Origin of the sequence: Pseudoalteromonas sp. AOP31-A2-14 (assembly GCF_052378035.1) — a bacterium.
Classification (GTDB): Bacteria; Pseudomonadota; Gammaproteobacteria; order Enterobacterales; family Alteromonadaceae; genus Pseudoalteromonas.
The window spans coordinates 2,358,290-2,376,953 of the sequence record NZ_JBQSXI010000001.1 but is presented as its reverse complement, the minus strand read 5'-3'; the positions used below and the strand labels follow the sequence as shown (position 1 = coordinate 2,376,953).

Sequence of the window (18,664 nt, the reverse complement as noted above, 5' to 3'; positions counted from 1 at the left end):
ATTACTCTTTTTGGCACTTATCAGTTGATTTAATACGAATTCTACCCGTTTGACTTATAGACAAAGCTAGCCCTTCGAGGCTGGCTTTGTTGTTTGGGCAATATATAAAAGTCCCATTTTGAAAGCCATTTAATGACCCATCAGGGCGAAAGGTTATTGCGTTTCGAGGGTATTCAAGGCTATCTGAACTGTGCACCTTTTCAAATGTACTTAAAAGCAGTTCGTCGTGCTCTAACGTTGTTGACTTATCGTGATCAATAAAAAGTGACATTTTTTTATCCCACTTACCCTCAGTGCATTGACCATTTTTTAGTGCGCATAGAGTAACATAAGTACTATTTTCAACAGCATATAAGCGACCGTAGTTGATATTTCTGTGCAGGAGATTAACATGATTTTCTAATCTGTTTTTAGCTAAAAAGTTAGGGTAAAACCACATTGATAGCTGACTAATAATGCTTACTATAACCAGAGCAACCATTAGTTCCAGAAGGGTAGCTCCATTGAGTTTTAGTATTGATAATTTCATCCTTGAAATCCTGAACTAACAATTTATTAATTCAGTCTAGTAAATGATAGCTATATGACAACTGTATTTTGTTTGTTTTTTAATCGCACGTGTTGTTGGTATCACCAACATAAAAAGCAGTCCCTGATACTGATACGCTCAATGCTTTATTATTATCATTACTTGTGCAATAAATAAAACCGGTAAAACCACTAATGCTGGCTAAGCTTGTTGTGATACGACCGCTGGTGTTAAAGCGAAGGCTGCTATCACCAGAAAAACTTATTTTGTCATTAGAGGGTGAGTTCGACATTACACGTAGTAGGCTGTCGCCTGAGCTATCATAACGACCATTGCTATTAGCATCTATAAATAAAATAACGGTATTCGTTGAGTCTCACTTACTTTGACATGTTAGGTTGGTGTTGCTTGAAGCTGGGTTTGGCGCGGGGCATACAATTACAATCTCATCGGTACTTGCTGCTTGAGCTCGGGCATAAGAAATATTTCTTTTTAACTCTAATAAAAAGTTTTCGGCGCGGTTTTCCTCTAGCATGTCGCTGCTATTCCACAATGCTATAGTGGCGATAATACTGGCAATAGCTACAGTAACCATTAACTCTAGTATAGTGAACCCGTGTTGTTTTACTTTCATATACATCTTATTGACTACTCATTACCTTAGTATAGCTATTTTTATTAGCATAATCATAGCATGGCAGATTGTTTTATCACCGTAATACAATCACTTTGTTTGCTATGAGCCTTATGATTGTCTAAAATCGAGGCAACTGTAGCTTTAAAAAGTAATTAATATGAAAAAAATAGAAGCAATCATAAAACCATTTAAATTAGACGACGTTCGTGAAGCACTGTCAGATGTGGGCATCACAGGAATGACGGTCAGTGAAGTTAAAGGTTTTGGTCGTCAAAAAGGCCATACAGAATTATACCGTGGTGCGGAGTACATGGTTGATTTTTTACCTAAAGTTAAGCTTGATATCGTATTAGGTGACGAGGACGTAGAGCGTGCTATAGATGTGATAGTTAAAACCGCGCAAACAGGAAAAATTGGTGATGGTAAAATATTTGTCACAGAAGTTGAGCGTGTCGTGCGTATCCGTACAGCGGAAGAAGATGAAGATGCAATTTAAGTTGTTCTTTAAGTAATCAAGCACAAAAAAAAGGCGCTAACTTATTAAAGTAGCGCCTTTTTTGTTTGCCCAGCGAAGCTGGCAAACCCGATAGGCTGAAAGATGCCTTATCACCCTGACTAAGGGGAAGATAATCTGAATGGCAAGGGCGTCACTGGCCAACGGTGGGGTCTGAAGGAAGCCATAAGAAGTTAGAGGTACACAACTAACCGTAACCTGTTTCGGCAGTATTGGTGGGTCAGCGTGCAAAATAGCGCAACGCCCTATACTTAGTCAGACCAATACTGTGCTTGAGGGTGGGATTTCTAACAGGGAGCCAGTGCAGTAACTGGGGAAGCCTGGCATCTAAACTTAATGAGAGTAAGTGGCCTAAATTCAAGGTGAAAGCCAAGATTTAGTGTCGGTGTGAGGTGGCAGATGAACCCGTAGTAGTGAGTAAGGCTAGGCCGATGAAAGCCAGTAATGGTGTGGAGGGGAAAACCAAGCCGACCATCAACATTATGTTTGATGGGGTCAACTTTAGCCAAAAGCTTTAATTGATTGCGAAGGGGGGAAGTATTCTTTAAGCGTATGAAAGACGGGAACTTTTGTTTATCGGCTCACAAGTATTTCGACGGAAATAGCCAAAATATGACGGCCAAACAGGAATGTAGACGCTGAGAATTGAAGGGCGAGCAATGGAGTAATGACTGACCACTTAGGCAGATTGCCAAAAAAGGCTAGCACACCTAATGTCATCATGAAGAATCAGCGATAAGTAGAGTGACACGAGCAGACATACCGCAAGCAAAGGCAGAAAATGACAGTTTACTACAGCTTGTACGGACAATTATTAGACATTAATAACCTGTACAAGGGATTCAAAAAAGTGAAAGCAGCTAAAGGAGCGGCCGGAATAGATAGGCAGACCGTAGGCGCATTCGCCCTGAATTTAGAAGCAAACTTAAAACAACTGCAACTTGAGCTGCAAACCAAGCAATATAGGGCACAACCTGTCAAACGGGTGGAAATACCCAAAGATGATGGCGGTGTCAGAATGCTAGGTATCCCCGCAGTTCGAGACCGAATAGTGCAACAAACACTATTGAACATACTCCAACCGATATTCGACATCGACTTTCACCCATCGAGTTATGGGTATAGGCCGAAACGAAGCTGTCATGACGCTATCAGTAAAGCAAGTGTATTTATCCGTAAATACCATCGCGACTGGGTCGTAGACATGGATTTGTCGAAGTGTTTTGACCTGCTTGATCATGCTTTGATAATTAGGAGTGTTAGACGCAAAGTGACGGACGGTAGTATTTTAAAACTGATTAATCAGTTCTTAAAAAGCGGAGTAATGATAGGTGAACACTGGGAGGCTAGTACGATAGGAAGCCCACAAGGTGGCGTAATTAGCCCGTTATTGGCCAATATCTACCTAGATGCTTTCGATCAAGAAATGAAAAAGCGTAATCACCGAATAGTGAGGTATGCAGATGATATCTTGATTTTGTGCAGCACAGAAAAAGCAGCGCAAGAAGCACTTAAGGCATCCACCCAGATACTAGAGCGAGACTTGAAATTAACCGTGAACCAAAATAAAACCCATATTGCTCATAGCAGCAAAGGAGTGAAGTTTTTGGGAGTAGAGATAGGTAGCCAGTGGACACGGATACAAGCATCAAAACTCATCGGGTTTAAACAAAAAGTGAAGCAATTAACAAAACGTAACGGCGGCATAAATTTAGCAGAAGTAATAAAACGGCTAAATCCAGTTGTGCGCGGTTTTGTAAATTATTTTAGTATAGCCAATTGTAAACGAGAGCTAAAAGCCTTGGCAGGTTGGATCAGACGAAGACTAAGGGCAATACAGCTGAGGTTGTGGAAGAAGCCATCAAGGCTACATCGACGACTAAAGCAGTTAGGAAAAAAGCCACCGTTTAAGTTCATTAAGATGAACTCGTGGCGTAACTCACTAAGCCCTTTATCTTGTGTATCGATGCCAAACCAATGGTTTGAGGAGCTTGGTTTATATCCAATAGAAAAAGTGAATACGGGATGGCTTGCTTTATCGGCGTTTAGGAAATAAGTTGATAAAATGTGAAGGGTACAGGAGCCGTATACGAGGTCCGTACGTACGGTTCTGTGAGAGGGATGAGGCATAAGCCTCACCCTACTCGATGTGTTTATTTTTACTTACTTATTTCTTTTGTTGAGCTCTCGGGTGCTTTTAGCATGCTCACTTAGCTCTGATAGACCAAGCTTGTCGTAGCTCTTTTCCATCATAGCTAGGGCTTGATCTAGGTAGCTACTTTGTGAGTAATGCTCAACTACGTACTTACCACGGTTAGCGGCTGCTAGGTAGGCTTCGCGTTCGTAGTAATACTTAGCTACTTTTAACTCATAGCGCGCCATTTTATTAAGTAACCATACTAAACGTTTCTTTGCCTCTGGTGCGTACCCACTGTTAGGGAAGCGTTTTACCAGCGTTGATAAATCGGTAAACGCTACGCGGGTACGATTTGCATCGCGATCGGCTCTATCAACTCCAAAATATTCCTGAAAGGCATTTTTATCGGCTTTTATATTCACTAAACCGCGCATGTAGTACATGTAATCTAAGTCTTTGTGATTTGGGTTTAAGCGCAAAAAGCGGTCAATGGTTGCAAGTGCTCGTTCGGTATTACCTGCTTGGTAGTGAGCAAACACTAAATCCATTTGTACTTGCTTTGACATAGGGCCAAATGGGTAACGCGAATCAATAGCAGTTAATAGTTCAATAGCGCGGGCATAAAGACCTGAATCAAGAGTTTGTTTAGCGTCTTCATAAAGCGCTTGTGCGGATTTATTAGGAACACGTTGAATTTCTTCTTCCTCTGGTGCTGATGAGCAAGCACCTAAACCAAGTAATGAAATTGTAAAAACAAGGGCGAATGCACGTTTTCCTATTCTATTTATCATTTTATTTGTTACCTTCGATGTCTTCGGCTAGGCCAATAGGGTAAAACCGAGTAAACTATACATATTATATAATGCTTTTATTAAAAGCGATTCTAACCCAGTCGAGCACAGCTTGCACTGGTAAATTGGGTAAAGTTACTAATGTCAGAGCAAATTTCTCTACAAGCCGAGGTTCCAACTGAATTAGGCGGTAAACGTCTAGACCAAGTATTGGCACAATTGTTCCCGGATTATTCTCGTTCACGCATAAAAACATGGATTTTAGATGATAAAATCACCGTTAATGGCGAAATTTTCAACACTCCACGTGGAAAACTGTTTGGTGGTGAACAAGTTAATGTTGAAACCACCATCGAAGCACCGCGTGAATATGAAGCACAAGATATCAAACTAAACATCGTTTATGAAGACGATGATATTCTAGTGATCAATAAGCCAATGGGCTTAGTGGTGCATCCTGGTGCCGGAAATCCTGATGGTACTGTGCTTAATGCACTATTACATCATTTTCCTGAAATTATTAATGTGCCACGCGCAGGAATTGTACATCGCTTAGATAAAGATACTACCGGTTTAATGGTGGTTGCGAAAACGATTCCAGCACAAACGCATTTAGTAAACGCGTTGCAAAAGCGTGAAAATTTCACTCGTGAATACGAAGCTATTTGTAACGGCACGATGACTGCTGGCGGTATGGTTGAAAAGCCAATTGGGCGTCACCCTACACAGCGTACTCACATGGCCGTGCATGAGCAGGGTAAGCCCGCGATAACTCACTACCGTGTGGCCGAAAAGTTTCGTGCTCATACACGTTTACGTTTACGCCTAGAAACAGGACGGACTCACCAAATACGTGTTCACATGGCTTTTGTCAATCACCCATTAATTGGTGACCGCTCTTATGGCGGGCGTCCACGACCACCAAAAGGCGCAACGCCAGAATTATTTCAAATGTTACGTGATTTTACTCGCCAAGCATTGCACGCAGTTAAGTTAAGTATTGCTCACCCAATTACCGGTGAGATGATGACGTGGCAAGCCCCAATACCCGATGACATGGTTGCTATGACTCAGGCTCTACGTGAAGACACTAAAGCTAACCCTGATATTGAGCTTTAAAGAGCACTGTTACAGGTATGAACTTAACGCCCACATGGCCAGCTCCTCAGAATATTGGCGCGCTTAGTACAACACGTAAAGGTGGCGACTCACAGCCACCTTTTGCGAGTCTAAATTTAGGCTTACATGTGGGAGATAACCCAAACACAGTAAACAGTAATCGTGCAGTATTAACTGCGCAGTTGCCAGCACTTCCTGTTTGGTTAAATCAAGTGCACAGTGGTGATGTTATCAACGTCGACAAACATTTTGATAAAACTTGTCTGTACGATGCTGATGCGTTATTTACTCGTGTTAAAAATCAACCGCTTGCTATTATGACTGCTGATTGTTTACCTATTTTACTTGCTACGCGTTGTGGGTCTGAAATAGCGGCGATTCATGGTGGCTGGCGAGGGTTATCGGCGGGCATTATTAATAATACGCTTGCTCAATTTAGCGTTGAAAGAGCCGATATAATTGCCTGGCTAGGCCCTGCAATTGGTGCTGGGAATTTTGAAGTCGGTAGTGAAGTTAAAGCTATTTTTGAAGCTGAACATAGCAGCCATCAAGCAGCTTTTATAGCTGAGCCTAACGATAAGTTTTTGGCCGATATTTATAGCATTGCTAAACAGCAACTTAACTTACTAGGAGTTAAAGATGTTTTTGGTGGTGAATATTGTACGGTCAGTCAGTCTGAGTTATTTTTCTCTTATCGTCGAGATGGTCAAACAGGGCGGATGGCCTCTGTGATATGGCGTAAATAATCCTGGGCATGTTGACCTTTTAGGATTAAAACTTGTTTATTTAGGGACGGCTTAATCGCGACGCGAGATTTTATCCTAGTGGACTAAGTAAAAATAGGGCAAAGCTATCGCGTCCTGAGCTCGCCCCTTACCTGAATCAATGTAGGCACTAAAGAGTTAATCGTCCTTAGGTTCTGCTTTGTCTAACAAGCAAACTAACTGCTGCAAACTTAGCCTGGGAAGATAAGTAGACCTTAACCTTTTAGCAATTAATTTACAGCTTGTTACTTGATCAAATCGACAAACATACCCATTAATTAAACAATTAGTTTTTTTATTAGGTATCCACTCATGCGTTTAGATAGATTTACCAGTAAATTTCAATCTGCGCTTTCTGATGCGCAGTCGTTAGCTCTTGGTCGTGACCATCAATTTATTGAACCTGTGCATTTAATGTATTCGTTATTGCAGCAAAGTGGCTCAAGTGTTCGCGCACTTTTAGCGCAAGCAGGTATCAGTGCTGATGAACTTAACACCAAGTTATCTCAAGAAATCGAGAAAATTTCTAAAGTTGAAGGTGTTGGCGGTGACGTACAGCTATCAAACAATATGGTGTCTTTAATTAATTTATCTGATAAATATGCACAAAAGCGTAAAGATAAATATATTTCAAGCGAGCTTTTTGTCCTAGCTGCTTGTGAGGATAAAGGCCCATTGGGAAACATTTTTCGCGCCCTTAACTTAACGGTCACGAAGGTTGAAACTGCAATTAAAGCTATTCGGGGTGGTCAAAAGGTAGACGACCCAAATGCGGAAGAAACACGCCAAGCGCTTGAAAAATTTACAGTAGATTTAACCGAACGTGCTGAGCAAGGTAAGCTTGATCCGGTAATAGGGCGAGATGATGAAATTCGTCGTACCATCCAGGTACTACAGCGTCGCACTAAAAATAATCCAGTACTTATTGGTGAGCCTGGAGTAGGTAAAACCGCTATTGCTGAAGGGCTAGCGCAACGTATTATTAATGGCGAAGTGCCGGAAGGTTTAAAAAATAAACGTGTATTATCACTTGATTTAGGGGCGTTGTTAGCTGGTGCTAAGTATCGAGGGGAGTTTGAGGAGCGCTTAAAATCGGTGCTTAATGAGTTGGCAAAAGAAGAAGGCCAAGTTATTTTGTTTATTGATGAAATCCATACCATGGTCGGCGCAGGGAAAAGCGACGGCGCTATGGATGCGGGTAATATGTTAAAGCCTGCCCTTGCCCGTGGTGAGCTGCATTGTGTGGGGGCAACCACATTAGATGAGTATCGCAAGTATATAGAAAAAGATGCTGCTCTTGAGCGTCGTTTTCAAAAAGTATTAGTTGAAGAGCCTTCTGTTGAAGATACTATTGCCATACTACGCGGCTTAAAAGAGCGCTATGAATTACATCATTCTGTTGATATCACCGATCCAGCTATTGTTGCTGCGGCGCAGCTATCGCACCGTTATATTAGCGACCGTCAATTGCCCGATAAAGCCATTGATTTAATAGACGAGGCAGGCTCTTCTATTCGTTTACAAATTGATTCAAAACCTGAGTCACTTGATAAACTTGAGCGACGTATTATTCAGCTAAAACTCGAAGATAACGCCCTTGCCAAAGAAAAAGATGAAGCCAGTCAAAAGCGCCGCGCTGAAATGCAAGAGCTGATCACAGAGCTTGACGTTGAGTACCGTGAACTAGACGAAGTATGGAGTGCAGAAAAAGCATCACTTCAAGGTACACAAGTTATTAAAGGTGAGTTAGAGCAAGCACGCCTTGATTTGGATGTAGCTCGTCGTGCTAGTGATTTACAACGGATGTCTGAGTTGCAATATGGTCGTATTCCTGAGCTTGAGCGCAAACTTGAACTAGCTTCACAGGCTGAAGTGCAAGAAATGAGTTTACTTAAAAACCAAGTAGGTGAAGATGAAATAGCCGAAATTCTTTCGCGTTGGACAGGTATTCCGGTATCACGAATGCTGCAGGGTGAGCGCGAAAAATTATTGAAAATGGAAGGTGCATTGCACCAAAAAGTGATTGGTCAAGACGAAGCCGTGGTGGCTGTATCTAATGCAATACGTCGCTCGCGCGCAGGACTTGCCGATCCTAATCGTCCGATTGGCTCGTTTTTGTTTTTAGGGCCAACGGGAGTGGGAAAAACCGAGCTTACGAAAGCATTAGCAAATTATATGTTTGATACCGAGAGCGCCATGGTGCGTATCGATATGTCAGAGTTTATGGAAAAGCATTCGGTGGCCCGTCTTATGGGGGCACCTCCGGGATATGTGGGCTATGAAGAGGGCGGTTATTTAACCGAAGCGGTTCGTCGTCGTCCTTATAGCGTTATTTTGCTCGACGAAATTGAAAAAGCACACCCTGATGTATTTAATATTTTATTGCAAGTACTTGATGATGGCCGCTTAACCGATGGTCAAGGCCGCACTGTTGATTTTAAAAATACGGTGATCATTATGACCTCAAATCTAGGTTCTGATATTATTCAGGATCAAGCCGGTAGTAATGATTACGACACGTTAAAAGAAAAAGTGATGGGGGTGTTAGTCAGTGAGTTTAGACCAGAGTTTATTAACCGTATTGATGAAACCGTTGTGTTTCACCCACTTGCTAATGAGCATATTAAAGAAATAGCCGATATTCAGCTAGAAAAACTTCGAGAGCGCTTAACTGAGAAAGGTTACTTGCTAGAGGTGACCGATGCAGCCCTTGAACGCATTGCTGCTAGCGGTTTTGATCCCGTTTATGGGGCAAGGCCATTAAAGCGGGGTATTCAACAAACGATTGAAAACCCACTCGCGCAAAAACTATTAGGGGGCGAATATATCCCTGGTGCAACAATTACTATTGATAGTGATGAAAGCGGACTGGTGTTTACTTCGCGCTAATTTATAACCGTTATTTAAAAGGCCAGCAACGTTGCTGGCCTTTTTAGTTGTATTGTAAAAGTGATAAGGTCCACGGTTTGATCACCCTGCAACTTTCCCCAAACTTTAATCGTCAACATTAAGTCATTCACTTTGCGCGAATTTTCAACAAGTTCTGCGGCTTCTTTGGCAACATTGAAGCTTAAGTTTTGTTTAAGTTTTCATCACTGTGGTATTTAATACGACTTAAGTTGTCGCCAATATCACTGCTTAGAATTTGTTTTTGTTGTAGAGGGGTTGTGCTCGGTTTTTTAAATCAGCAGAAGTTTTTGTTTTGACCGATTAATAACCAACCAATTGACTATGTTCAAATATTGCAGTAATAAAGGCATTAACCTAATAATCGCGGTCATCTTTATAGCGGTTTTTTTATCATGCCGAGCAAAGAGTGGCCGGCTTTTAGCTTTTCCTACAATTCTTTAAATGTTGCTTTTGGCCTATCTGGGCGGGGCACAAGATTATGATTTTTACCGACTAGATCATATAGACTATAACCAACCACAGTGAAAAAATCTTTGTTTTTATAAGTGACGACACCATGTAAATCGGTGGTTGAGACTAACTCTTGATGCTTTTAAAAAACACAACCGCTGACCGACAATGGTTTAGCCAAGACGCATTGGTAGCCCTCAATTTTATGCTTTAGTATTATTTATTGAGTATAAAGTTGGTACTTTAGTAAATAAAGTAGCTCTCGCTGAGTATAGGTTATTTGTGCTGCAAAATTGATTTTTTATGTTCTAGAACAATCGTTTTGAATTTGAACTCGGGATTTAGCTGTCTACTTTCACCAAGTAAATGATAATAAAACAATGACACAAAGCAATTGTATATTACTAACTTCAATGGCAAGATTAATTATCAACACTGTATTTTTGTTAAGTAAGTATTTTATAGGCTAAAAGCTACGATCTTAACAAGTTAGTATTGAGTATTATCAATTTGCCCCCATATAGTAAGGATTAAGCCACGTGGCTCGAGGAAGCATTTTTTGACAACACATGATTTAACTAAAGCGCTTGACGCATTAGGCCAACAACAATATCAACATGCTATTAAAGGTATTAAACGTGGTATTGAACGCGAAGCATTAAGAATTCAGCCAAGTGGCGCTATTTCAGGAAAAGAACACCCGAAAGGTGTTGGATGTGCATTAACCAATGGCCACATTACCACTGATTTTTCAGAGTCGTTACTTGAATTTATAACTCCTGTAAGTACTTCAGCCAAAGAGACGCTTAGTCAACTTGAAGATCTACAAAAGTTTACTCTTGAACATATGGGTGATGAGTTGCTGTGGCCAATTAGTATGCCTTGTTTTATTGAACATCAAGACGATATTGTGCTGGCGCAATTTGGTGATTCAAATATTGGTCAAATGAAAACGCTATATCGTAAAGGGCTTAAAAATCGCTATGGCAGTATGATGCAAGCGATAGCAGGCGTACATTTTAATATTTCATTCCCTGATTCGTTTTGGCAGGCACTACAAGAAATCAAAAGTGATACTAGCGAGTTGCAAAGCTTTATCTCTCAAGGTTATCTAGGGTTACTTCGAAATTTTAAGCGTGAGTTATGGTTAATTAGTTATTTGTTTGGTGCATCACCCGCATTATGCGGCTCTTTTTTACAAGGACGTGCTACAGACTTACCGTTTAAAAAGTTAGGTAAAGGCACGTTATACCTTGAAACGGGTACGGCGCTGCGTTTAGGTGATTTAGGCTATACTAATAGTGCACAGTCATCACTTAAAGTAATGTATAACTCGTTAGATGAATATGTTGCGGGGCTAAAAAGCGCTATTAATACCCCGTCTGATATTTATGGTCAACTAGATGATTATAAACACAGTGAGCCTAAGCAGCTTAATAAAAAAATCCTACAAATCGAAAATGAGTTTTACTCACCGATCCGCCCTAAACGCAATGCAAAAAATGGTGAAACACCCACAAATGCGCTGCTTCGCGGTGGAATTGAGTACATTGAAATTCGTGCGTTAGATGTAAACCCATTTAGTGAGACAGGTATTGATATTGAGCAAATTCACTTTTTAGATGTGTTTTTGACTTATTGTCTACTTAAAGAGTCGCCGGAAATGGGATGGGACTCTCAAAGTCGCAGCACTGAAAATTTAGATACTGTGGTGAACCAAGGCCGTGAGGCGGGTGTTATGCTTAATCGTTCTGGTGAAAGTGTTAGTTTGCAATCTTGGGGCCAAGATATTTTCAGCCAGCTAAGGCTAGTTGCTACTTTTATGGATAAAGCATACGGTGTTGATACTTACTCAAGCACTATTGAAGGTATGAGCGATTGGATAAATTCTCCAAGTCTAACTTATTCTGGGCGCTATGTGAGTGAGCTTAAAGAATCTGGAATTGATAACTGTCACTTTGCCTTAGCGCTTGCTGAGCGTTACAAAGAAAGCCATTTTAAGCGTCCATATAATGTTTACTCTAAGCAATATTTGACAGAGCAAGCACGCCAGTCCGAAATTGACGAACAAGCTGTTAAAGCTGCAGACACGCAAACATTTACAGCATTTTTAGACGCTTACTTTAAAGCTGTTTAAGATGAGCAATAAAATGACTAACTTTTTTCTTTAGGCATAAAAAAACGCAGCCAAGTCGGCTGCGTAAATATTTTTCAGGGATGAAACAATGCTATACTACTGCATTCATAAAATAAGACCTCCCCATTTTGAAAAAGTTCAGTGAGATTCAAAGAAAATGAAAAAAACTTTAACTATTTTATCGCTGGTGGTTGTTTTATCTGGTTGCGCTACGCCCCCACCCAAGCAACCTCATGATTTATGTAAAATTTTTGAAGAAAAAAGTGATTGGTATTATGATGCCAGAGATGCACAAGATAAATGGGGTTCACCTAAACATGTACTAATGAGTATGATGTACCAAGAAAGCTCATTTAGGCACGATGCAGCACCACCTATGGAATATTTTTTGTGGATCATTCCAATTGGTCGAGCCAGCGACGCCTATGGTTACTCACAAGCTAAAACACCTACTTGGTCTGATTATATCCGTGAAACTGGCAATAATGGCGCTGACCGTGATGATTTTGATGATGCTATCGACTTTATGGCATGGTTTGTTTATAAAACCCATAAAGTAAATGGTATTTCAAAGTGGGATGCTTATACACAATATCTTAATTATCACGAAGGATGGAGTGGTTATAAACGCGGTACTTATCGCAATAAAAAATGGCTAATGAGTGTCGCTAATAAAGTGAAGCATCGAGCTAGCCGCTATGGCGCTCAGCTAAAAACTTGTGAAGACGAACTAGATAAAAACTGGTTTGAACGTTTGTTTAGCTGATTTTAAATGTTAGAAGTTTAACGAGCCCGCATCGCGGGTTTGTTTCTAGTGGGATGGCTTTTATGCTCGTGTATTGCTTATTAAGCTATTACCTCCTTATAAACTGGTGATGTTTTCTTTATCAAAGGTGATGCAATATAACTGACTAATATAAGCACGCGTATAGTCTAGAGATAATAAAGTAGACTATGTTTAAGGCATTCTAGGGTTATATTATTTAGGGTATGATTTGGGGTATGTAAGGTCGGAACTTCCCCACACCAGTGGTAATTAAAGAGCAGCGGGCGCTGCTCTTTTGTTATTTTTTATTCATGTTTTTTCGTTTTTGGCTGAATACGTACCAGCTTTATCATGTTTTCTTTTACTTCAACAACTTCTATTGGGTAACCTGCGATACGTAAGCTTAAGTTGGCATCAGGAATGTTTTCCAAATATTCAACAATTAAACCACTGAGTGTTTTAGGGCCATCAAGTGGAAATTCCCAATTCATTTCTTTGTTTAGATCGCGGACATTAGCACCGCCATCGACTAAGAATGAACCATCTCCTTGAGTGGTTACTTCTTCGCTTGGAGTACGAGTTTGAGTGGTAGTAAAATCACCCACGACTTCTTCGAGTATATCTTCAAGGGTTACTAAACCTTGGATGTCGCCATATTCATCTACTACAAGCCCTATACGTTCTTTAGATTGCTGGAATTTAAAAAGTTGGGTGTTTAGTGAGGTTCCTTCAGGAATAAAGTAAATCTCACGTACTGCACGCAGTAGTGATGGTTTATCAAATTGTTCTTTCGTCAGTAAGCGTAGCGCATCACGAGAGTGAATAAAGCCAACGGCGTCGTCAATTTGGTCACGATATAAAAGTACGCGGGTATGTTGAGCGTGAGTTAATTGTTTACTGATAAACTTCCAATCATCGTTGATGTCAATCGCTACAATCTCATTTCGTGGGATCATAATGTCTTCAACGGTGACTTGTTCTAAATCTAAAATAGAGGTTAGCATGCTTTGGTGACGCGCAGGAATTAGCGCACCTGACTCATTGAGTACAGTCTTCAGCTCTTCTTTACTCATGCTGTGCTCATCTATTTGTTCTGCGCTAATACCAAATAACCTGAGTATGCCGTTGGTCATCCAGTTAGTAACAACTACAAATGGAAACATTATTTTCAGTAAGCCTTTGAGGATCACTGAGCTTGGAAAGGCAACTTTTTCAGGGTAGAGGGCTGCTAATGTTTTTGGGGTAACTTCTGCAAATATAAGCACCACTAAAGTAAGTGCACCCGTTGCAATGGCAATACCTAAATCGCCATATAAACGAATACCTATAATTGTCGCGACTTGTGCGGCGGCGATATTAACTAAGTTATTACCGATTAGGATAAGACCAATGAGTCTGTCAGGGCGGCTAAGTAATTTATCAACTCGTTTTGCAGCGCGGTGGTTTTCTTTAGCAAGGTGACGCAAACGAATTCTGTTGATTGACATAATGCCTGTTTCAGAACCTGAAAAGTATGCCGAACAAAGTATGAGTATTCCTAAAATTACAAATAAAACACTCGTAGATATGCTATCCAAAGGGGATCCTTATTTATTTAACCAAGGTGTATTAAGCGGTAGAGTCGTGGCCGAGTCAAGTTAAAACTTATTCAGTATTACTTCTTGAACAAAACGACTGCCAAAATACGCCAGTGTTAGAATAAATGCAGCTACCATTATGGTGATCACCACCGGTTTGCCACGCCAGCCTAGTTTTAAATGGCCAATCGCAACTGTGGTGAAAATAATCCAAGCAACGATTGAAAGAATCGTTTTATGGATGAACTCTTGCGTAAACATGCCTTCTAAAAATACAAAACCAGAGAGCAGCGCTAAAGAGAGTAGTAGTGTGCCGATATTTAATAGTTGATAAAGTTGGCGTTCAACCACCATTAGAGGTGGTAAATGGCTATGTACGATGGCTAAATCTTTACGCTTTAAGCGTTTATCAATAAAGTAAAATTGCACTGCGTATAAAGTCGCGATGATCAACACACAAAATGCCAATAGCGATAACGATATATGCACAACTAAACCGATTTCAACATCAATACTTTGTAGTAAAATATGGTGTGGAATAAACAAACTAGCAAAAGTTAGTAAGGCCGCAAAACCATATACAACAGGTAGTAATAAGGTGGCGGGGAATCTTAGTGAAACGGTGGTTACGCATAGCACAATAACCCAGCAGGTAAGTAATGATACATTAGCAATACTTAAATCTTGCCCATCAGCGCGAAATACCGAATTAACTAAAAGCAACATATGCGCCAAAATAGCAATGGTGCTTAAAATAACCGTTAATTTTTGGCTTGGGCCTTGTTTATGAAAAAGCCGCGATAAAACATGTGTTGTTGCTAACACATAAAATAAACAAGCAATAATCGTTAAACTAATAATTAGCATAGTGCTTTGGTCGCTCACGTTGAGTCAAAAAAATCCCTGTCGTATTGCCCTTATTGTATTTTATAGCAAGGCAAATGCATAGAGTTTGTAAAAAGAAACTCAAACAGCGCATTTGAGTACTGTATTGTCTGCTGTTATTTACGTTATACTGCTAATAATTTAATTTTTATACTGCTAATAGGTGTGGTTATTTTTTATAGATAATCTTATATAGCTTGCGCCTTGGCATAACTCGTTTATCGGAACTTTTACATGTTTGAGAATCTCCAAGAACGCTTAGGTAAAACCTTAAAAAATATTAGCGGCCGCGGACGCCTAACTGAAGATAATATTAAAGATACACTGCGTGAAGTGCGCATGGCCTTTTTAGAAGCCGATGTAGCTTTACCTGTTGTTCGTGATTTTGTTAAGCAAGTTAAAGAACGTGCCGTCGGTATTGAAGTAACCAAAAGCTTAAGCCCAGGACAAGTGTTTATTAAAATTGTCCGTGAAGAACTTGAAAAAGCCATGGGTGAGGCTAATGAAGAACTTAGCTTAAACGCGCAACCGCCAGCAGTGGTAATGATGGCGGGTCTACAAGGTGCGGGTAAAACTACCAGTGTGGGTAAGCTGGCTAAGTTTTTAAAAGAACGAAAAAAGAAATCAGTACTGGTAGTCAGTGCCGATGTTTACCGTCCTGCGGCAATTAAGCAGCTTGAAACCTTAGCAACCGAAGTTGACGTAGAGTTTTTCCCAAGTGATATTTCGCAAAAGCCGGTGGATATTGCCACTGCTGCAATTAGCCATGCGAAAAAGAAATTTATTGATGTTGTTCTAGTTGATACCGCAGGTCGTTTACATGTTGATAATGACATGATGGACGAGATTAAAGACCTGCACAGTGCTATCAATCCAATCGAAACCTTATTTGTGGTTGATGCCATGACAGGTCAAGATGCGGCAAATACAGCTAAAGCATTTGATGAAGCATTACCGCTCAGTGGTGTAATTTTAACTAAAACTGACGGTGACGCCCGCGGTGGCGCAGCTTTATCTATACGCCATATTACAGGTAAGCCAATTAAATTTATGGGGGTTGGCGAGCGCACTGATGCACTTGAACCTTTCCACCCTGACCGTATTGCCTCACGTATTTTAGGTATGGGTGATGTACTTTCATTGATCGAAGAAGTTGAAATGAAAGTAGATAAAGATAAAGCTGCTAAAGTGGCTGAAAAAGTATTTAAAGGTAATGGTTTTACCCTTGATGATTTTGCTGAGCAGTTAAAGCAGATGAAGAATATGGGCGGTATGATGTCTATGCTTGATAAAATGCCGGGCATGTCAAATTTACCCGATGCAGTAAAAGGCCAAATGGGCGATAAGACATTTATTCAAATGGAAGCCATCATCAGCTCAATGACATTAAAAGAACGTACGCGCCCTGAAATTATTAAAGGCTCACGTAAAAAGCGCATAGCGGCAGGCTCTGGTACCCAAGTGCAAGAGATAAACAAGTTGCTTAAACAGTTTACGCAAATGCAAAAAATGATGAAAAAAATGAAAGGTAAGGGCGGCATGATGAAAATGATGCGCGGAATGAAAGGCGCTTTACCACCGGGTATGATGGGTGGCGGCGGGCCAAAATTCTAGTTTGTGGTTTAATTTGCTCATTTATTTTTCTGGTTAGTTAAAGAAAGAGGTTAAAGGCCTCTTTTTTTATAGATAAATTATGTGCTCAATGAGCTGTAAACTCTGATTTAAAGCGTAGATCATAGTTTAATCAACTAAACTCCCATTTTCAGTCACTTCTTACTTGCATTGTTGCTAAAAACTCGTACAATTCCCCAGCTTCCCATTCTGGGGAGTAAATCTTATTAATGAAAACAGTCAATCTATTTAGAGGACGGTATGGTAACTATTCGTTTGCAACGTGGTGGCGCTAAAAAACGCCCTTTCTATCAAATTGTGGTTGCGGATAGCCGTTTCTCGCGTGACGGTCGCTTCATCGAGAAAGTAGGCTTTTTTAACCCAATTGCTAGTGGTCAAGAAGAAAAAGTACGTTTAGATTTACCTCGTGTTGAACACTGGGTAAGTCAAGGCGCAGCTCTTTCAGATCGCGTAAGTAAGTTAGTAAAAGACGCTCGTAAAGCGGCTTAATAGGCGTAAGTGTAACCATGAGTCAAGAGAACACCTCATCAATAATTGTCGTAGGAAAGCTCGGTGCCCCGTATGGTATAAAGGGCTGGCTTAAGGTACATTCATTTACTGATGATCCCCAAAGGATCTTCGATTTCAGCCCGTGGTTGATAGGGCAGCAAGGTAAATGGCAGACCTTAGAAGTGGTCGACTGGCGTCGACATAATAAGGGCTTTATCGCTAAAATTGCGCAAGTAAACGATAGAGACGAAGCTGTGGCTTATACCCACGCAGAAATTTCTGTTGATGCTGCACAATTACCAGAACTCCCGAAAGGTGAGTTTTATTGGCGAGATCTCATCGGCATGTCGGTTGTAACTGATAAAGGTTATAACTTAGGCACAGTTGATGACCTGATGGAGACAGGCTCAAATGACGTATTGGTTGTGAAAGCAAATAATAAAGATGCATTTGGGCAAGCTGAGCGTTTAATTCCTTTTTTAACTGATTCAGTTATTAAAGAGGTTAAGCATGATGCAAGAGAAATTACCGTAGACTGGGAGCCTGGCTTTTAATGAGCCAAACAAGTTCGTTGTGGGTTGGGGTGATAAGCCTTTTCCCGGACATGTTTGACGCTATTACTAACCAAGGCGTTACTGGTCGCGCAGTGAAAAATGGATTAATTGATTTTAACTGCTGGAATCCTCGGGACTATGCTACTGATAAGCACAGAACCGTAGATGACCGTCCTTACGGGGGTGGGCCGGGTATGTTAATGATGGTTGAACCATTGAAACAAGCCATTGTTGAAGCCAAGCAGGCTGCAGGCGATGGTGCTAAAGTAATTTATATGTCCCCACAAGGGCGCAAATTAGATCAGCAAGGAGCAAGCGAACTCGCAAACTCTAAAAATCTGATTTTAATTGCCGGTCGATATGAAGGTATAGATGAGAGAATAATAGAATCATATGTTGACGAAGAATGGTCAATTGGTGATTTTATTTTGAGTGGCGGTGAACTACCAGCCATGACATTAATTGACGCAGTAGCGCGATTAGTGCCGGGTGTATTAGGTCATAACCAATCAGCAGAGCAAGATTCATTTTCGGATGGCTTGCTAGATTGTCCTCACTATACACGGCCAGAAACATTGGACGACAAACAGGTGCCTGCTGTATTACTCAGTGGAAACCACCAAGAGATAGCTAAATGGCGGCTTAAGCAGTCATTAGGTAGAACTTGGCTACGCCGTCCTAACTTGTTGCATAACCTAGCTCTGACTGAGGAGCAAGCGGTATTACTCGCGCAATTTCAGCAAGAGTACCAACAAGCTTGTGGCTAGAAGACA

General features: G+C 40.7%; 16 protein-coding genes and 2 pseudogenes. 12 read left to right on the top strand and 6 right to left on the bottom strand.

Features of this window, described 5'->3' with window-relative positions; all coding sequences use genetic code 11:
- Window position 1: 1 nt before the first annotated feature.
- Together ACT3S9_RS10985 and ACT3S9_RS10980 are read right to left on the bottom strand one after the other, a co-directional pair.
- Window positions 2-529 (bottom strand): GspH/FimT family pseudopilin, encoded by a 528-nt coding sequence (locus ACT3S9_RS10985; protein ID WP_441834254.1) that lies wholly within the window; start codon window positions 527-529, stop codon window positions 2-4.
- A 79-nt stretch (window positions 530-608) separates the two neighbouring features.
- Window positions 609-1,163: pseudogene (locus tag ACT3S9_RS10980) on the bottom strand (GspH/FimT family pseudopilin).
- Window positions 1,164-1,323: 160 nt separating this feature from the next.
- On the opposite strand from ACT3S9_RS10980, the gene ACT3S9_RS10975 reads away from it, so the two are divergent.
- Together ACT3S9_RS10975 and ltrA are read left to right on the top strand one after the other, a co-directional pair.
- On the top strand, window positions 1,324-1,662 hold the full coding sequence (locus ACT3S9_RS10975) for a P-II family nitrogen regulator (protein ID WP_008114445.1): 339 nt from the start codon (window positions 1,324-1,326) through the stop codon (window positions 1,660-1,662).
- A gap of 799 nt (window positions 1,663-2,461) precedes the next feature.
- Window positions 2,462-3,736: a group II intron reverse transcriptase/maturase gene (ltrA, locus tag ACT3S9_RS10970; protein WP_086960535.1), complete on the top strand. Its 1,275-nt coding sequence runs from the start codon at window positions 2,462-2,464 to the stop codon at window positions 3,734-3,736.
- 107 nt (window positions 3,737-3,843) lie between these two features.
- On the opposite strand, the gene ACT3S9_RS10965 is transcribed toward ltrA, so the two are convergent.
- Complete coding sequence (locus tag ACT3S9_RS10965; protein WP_441834255.1) at window positions 3,844-4,608, bottom strand: outer membrane protein assembly factor BamD; 765 nt, start codon at window positions 4,606-4,608, stop codon at window positions 3,844-3,846.
- Window positions 4,609-4,749: 141 nt separating this feature from the next.
- Between ACT3S9_RS10965 and rluD the strand changes: the two genes are divergently transcribed.
- The 3 genes from rluD (at window position 4,750) to clpB (ending at window position 9,380) form a co-directional block, all read left to right on the top strand.
- Window positions 4,750-5,727 (top strand): 23S rRNA pseudouridine(1911/1915/1917) synthase RluD, encoded by a 978-nt coding sequence (gene rluD / locus ACT3S9_RS10960; protein ID WP_441834256.1) that lies wholly within the window; start codon window positions 4,750-4,752, stop codon window positions 5,725-5,727.
- Window positions 5,728-5,744: 17 nt separating this feature from the next.
- Window positions 5,745-6,473: a peptidoglycan editing factor PgeF gene (gene pgeF, locus ACT3S9_RS10955; RefSeq protein WP_441834257.1), complete on the top strand. Its 729-nt coding sequence runs from the start codon at window positions 5,745-5,747 to the stop codon at window positions 6,471-6,473.
- 330 nt (window positions 6,474-6,803) lie between these two features.
- Window positions 6,804-9,380: an ATP-dependent chaperone ClpB gene (gene clpB / locus ACT3S9_RS10950; protein WP_441834258.1), complete on the top strand. Its 2,577-nt coding sequence runs from the start codon at window positions 6,804-6,806 to the stop codon at window positions 9,378-9,380.
- Between the two features lie 261 nt (window positions 9,381-9,641).
- Here the strand turns inward: clpB and ACT3S9_RS10945 are convergent.
- Window positions 9,642-9,987, bottom strand: a pseudogene (locus tag ACT3S9_RS10945) (methyl-accepting chemotaxis protein); the annotation flags it as partial.
- Window positions 9,988-10,410: 423 nt separating this feature from the next.
- Between ACT3S9_RS10945 and gshA the strand changes: the two are divergent.
- Together gshA and ACT3S9_RS10935 are read left to right on the top strand one after the other, a co-directional pair.
- Complete coding sequence (gene gshA, locus ACT3S9_RS10940; protein ID WP_441834259.1) at window positions 10,411-11,988, top strand: glutamate--cysteine ligase; 1,578 nt, start codon at window positions 10,411-10,413, stop codon at window positions 11,986-11,988.
- Between the two features lie 157 nt (window positions 11,989-12,145).
- Window positions 12,146-12,754 carry a transglycosylase SLT domain-containing protein gene (locus ACT3S9_RS10935; RefSeq protein WP_441834260.1) on the top strand — a complete coding sequence of 203 codons (609 nt, stop codon included), beginning with the start codon at window positions 12,146-12,148 and terminating at the stop codon, window positions 12,752-12,754.
- Between the two features lie 305 nt (window positions 12,755-13,059).
- Here the strand turns inward: ACT3S9_RS10935 and ACT3S9_RS10930 are convergent, their stop codons facing one another.
- Window positions 13,060-14,298 (bottom strand): HlyC/CorC family transporter, encoded by a 1,239-nt coding sequence (locus tag ACT3S9_RS10930; RefSeq protein WP_441834268.1) that lies wholly within the window; start codon window positions 14,296-14,298, stop codon window positions 13,060-13,062.
- Between ACT3S9_RS10930 and ACT3S9_RS10925 the strand changes: the two genes are divergently transcribed.
- Window positions 14,243-14,395 (top strand): hypothetical protein, encoded by a 153-nt coding sequence (locus tag ACT3S9_RS10925; protein ID WP_441834269.1) that lies wholly within the window; start codon window positions 14,243-14,245, stop codon window positions 14,393-14,395. The genes ACT3S9_RS10930 and ACT3S9_RS10925 overlap by 56 nt on opposite strands.
- On the opposite strand, the gene ACT3S9_RS10920 is transcribed toward ACT3S9_RS10925, so the two are convergent.
- Entirely contained in the window at window positions 14,392-15,198 is an 807-nt protein-coding gene (locus ACT3S9_RS10920) for a cytochrome C assembly family protein (protein ID WP_441834261.1), read from the bottom strand. The genes ACT3S9_RS10925 and ACT3S9_RS10920 overlap by 4 nt on opposite strands.
- Window positions 15,199-15,450: 252 nt before the next feature.
- Here ACT3S9_RS10920 and ffh point away from each other — a divergent pair, with 252 nt between their 5' ends.
- From ffh to trmD, 4 genes are all read left to right on the top strand, one after another.
- Entirely contained in the window at window positions 15,451-16,830 is a 1,380-nt protein-coding gene (ffh, locus tag ACT3S9_RS10915; protein ID WP_441834262.1) for a signal recognition particle protein, read from the top strand.
- Between the two features lie 258 nt (window positions 16,831-17,088).
- Entirely contained in the window at window positions 17,089-17,337 is a 249-nt protein-coding gene (rpsP, locus tag ACT3S9_RS10910; protein WP_441834263.1) for a 30S ribosomal protein S16, read from the top strand.
- 17 nt (window positions 17,338-17,354) lie between these two features.
- Window positions 17,355-17,891, top strand: a complete 537-nt coding sequence (gene rimM / locus ACT3S9_RS10905; RefSeq protein ID WP_441834264.1) for a ribosome maturation factor RimM — start codon at window positions 17,355-17,357, stop codon at window positions 17,889-17,891.
- On the top strand, window positions 17,891-18,658 hold the full coding sequence (gene trmD / locus ACT3S9_RS10900) for a tRNA (guanosine(37)-N1)-methyltransferase TrmD (protein ID WP_441834265.1): 768 nt from the start codon (window positions 17,891-17,893) through the stop codon (window positions 18,656-18,658). The genes rimM and trmD overlap by 1 nt, the downstream gene beginning before the upstream one ends.
- Window positions 18,659-18,664: the final 6 nt, after the last annotated feature.

Excerpts from the sequence above, each read along its gene's own strand:
- ACT3S9_RS10965 (WP_441834255.1), bottom strand. The coding sequence starts at position 4,608 with ATGATAAATAGAATAGGAAAACGTGCATTCGCCCTTGTTTTTACAATT.
- ACT3S9_RS10935 (WP_441834260.1), top strand. The coding sequence starts at position 12,146 with ATGAAAAAAACTTTAACTATTTTATCGCTGGTGGTTGTTTTATCTGGT.
- rluD (WP_441834256.1), top strand. The coding sequence starts at position 4,750 with ATGTCAGAGCAAATTTCTCTACAAGCCGAGGTTCCAACTGAATTAGGC.
- trmD (WP_441834265.1), top strand. The coding sequence starts at position 17,891 with ATGAGCCAAACAAGTTCGTTGTGGGTTGGGGTGATAAGCCTTTTCCCG.
- rpsP (WP_441834263.1), top strand. The coding sequence starts at position 17,089 with ATGGTAACTATTCGTTTGCAACGTGGTGGCGCTAAAAAACGCCCTTTC.
- ltrA (WP_086960535.1), top strand. The coding sequence starts at position 2,462 with ATGACAGTTTACTACAGCTTGTACGGACAATTATTAGACATTAATAAC.
- ACT3S9_RS10925 (WP_441834269.1), top strand. The coding sequence starts at position 14,243 with ATGCCTGTTTCAGAACCTGAAAAGTATGCCGAACAAAGTATGAGTATT.
- ACT3S9_RS10985 (WP_441834254.1), bottom strand. The coding sequence starts at position 529 with ATGAAATTATCAATACTAAAACTCAATGGAGCTACCCTTCTGGAACTA.
- clpB (WP_441834258.1), top strand. The coding sequence starts at position 6,804 with ATGCGTTTAGATAGATTTACCAGTAAATTTCAATCTGCGCTTTCTGAT.
- rimM (WP_441834264.1), top strand. The coding sequence starts at position 17,355 with ATGAGTCAAGAGAACACCTCATCAATAATTGTCGTAGGAAAGCTCGGT.
- ACT3S9_RS10975 (WP_008114445.1), top strand. The coding sequence starts at position 1,324 with ATGAAAAAAATAGAAGCAATCATAAAACCATTTAAATTAGACGACGTT.
- pgeF (WP_441834257.1), top strand. The coding sequence starts at position 5,745 with ATGAACTTAACGCCCACATGGCCAGCTCCTCAGAATATTGGCGCGCTT.
- ACT3S9_RS10920 (WP_441834261.1), bottom strand. The coding sequence starts at position 15,198 with ATGCTAATTATTAGTTTAACGATTATTGCTTGTTTATTTTATGTGTTA.
- ffh (WP_441834262.1), top strand. The coding sequence starts at position 15,451 with ATGTTTGAGAATCTCCAAGAACGCTTAGGTAAAACCTTAAAAAATATT.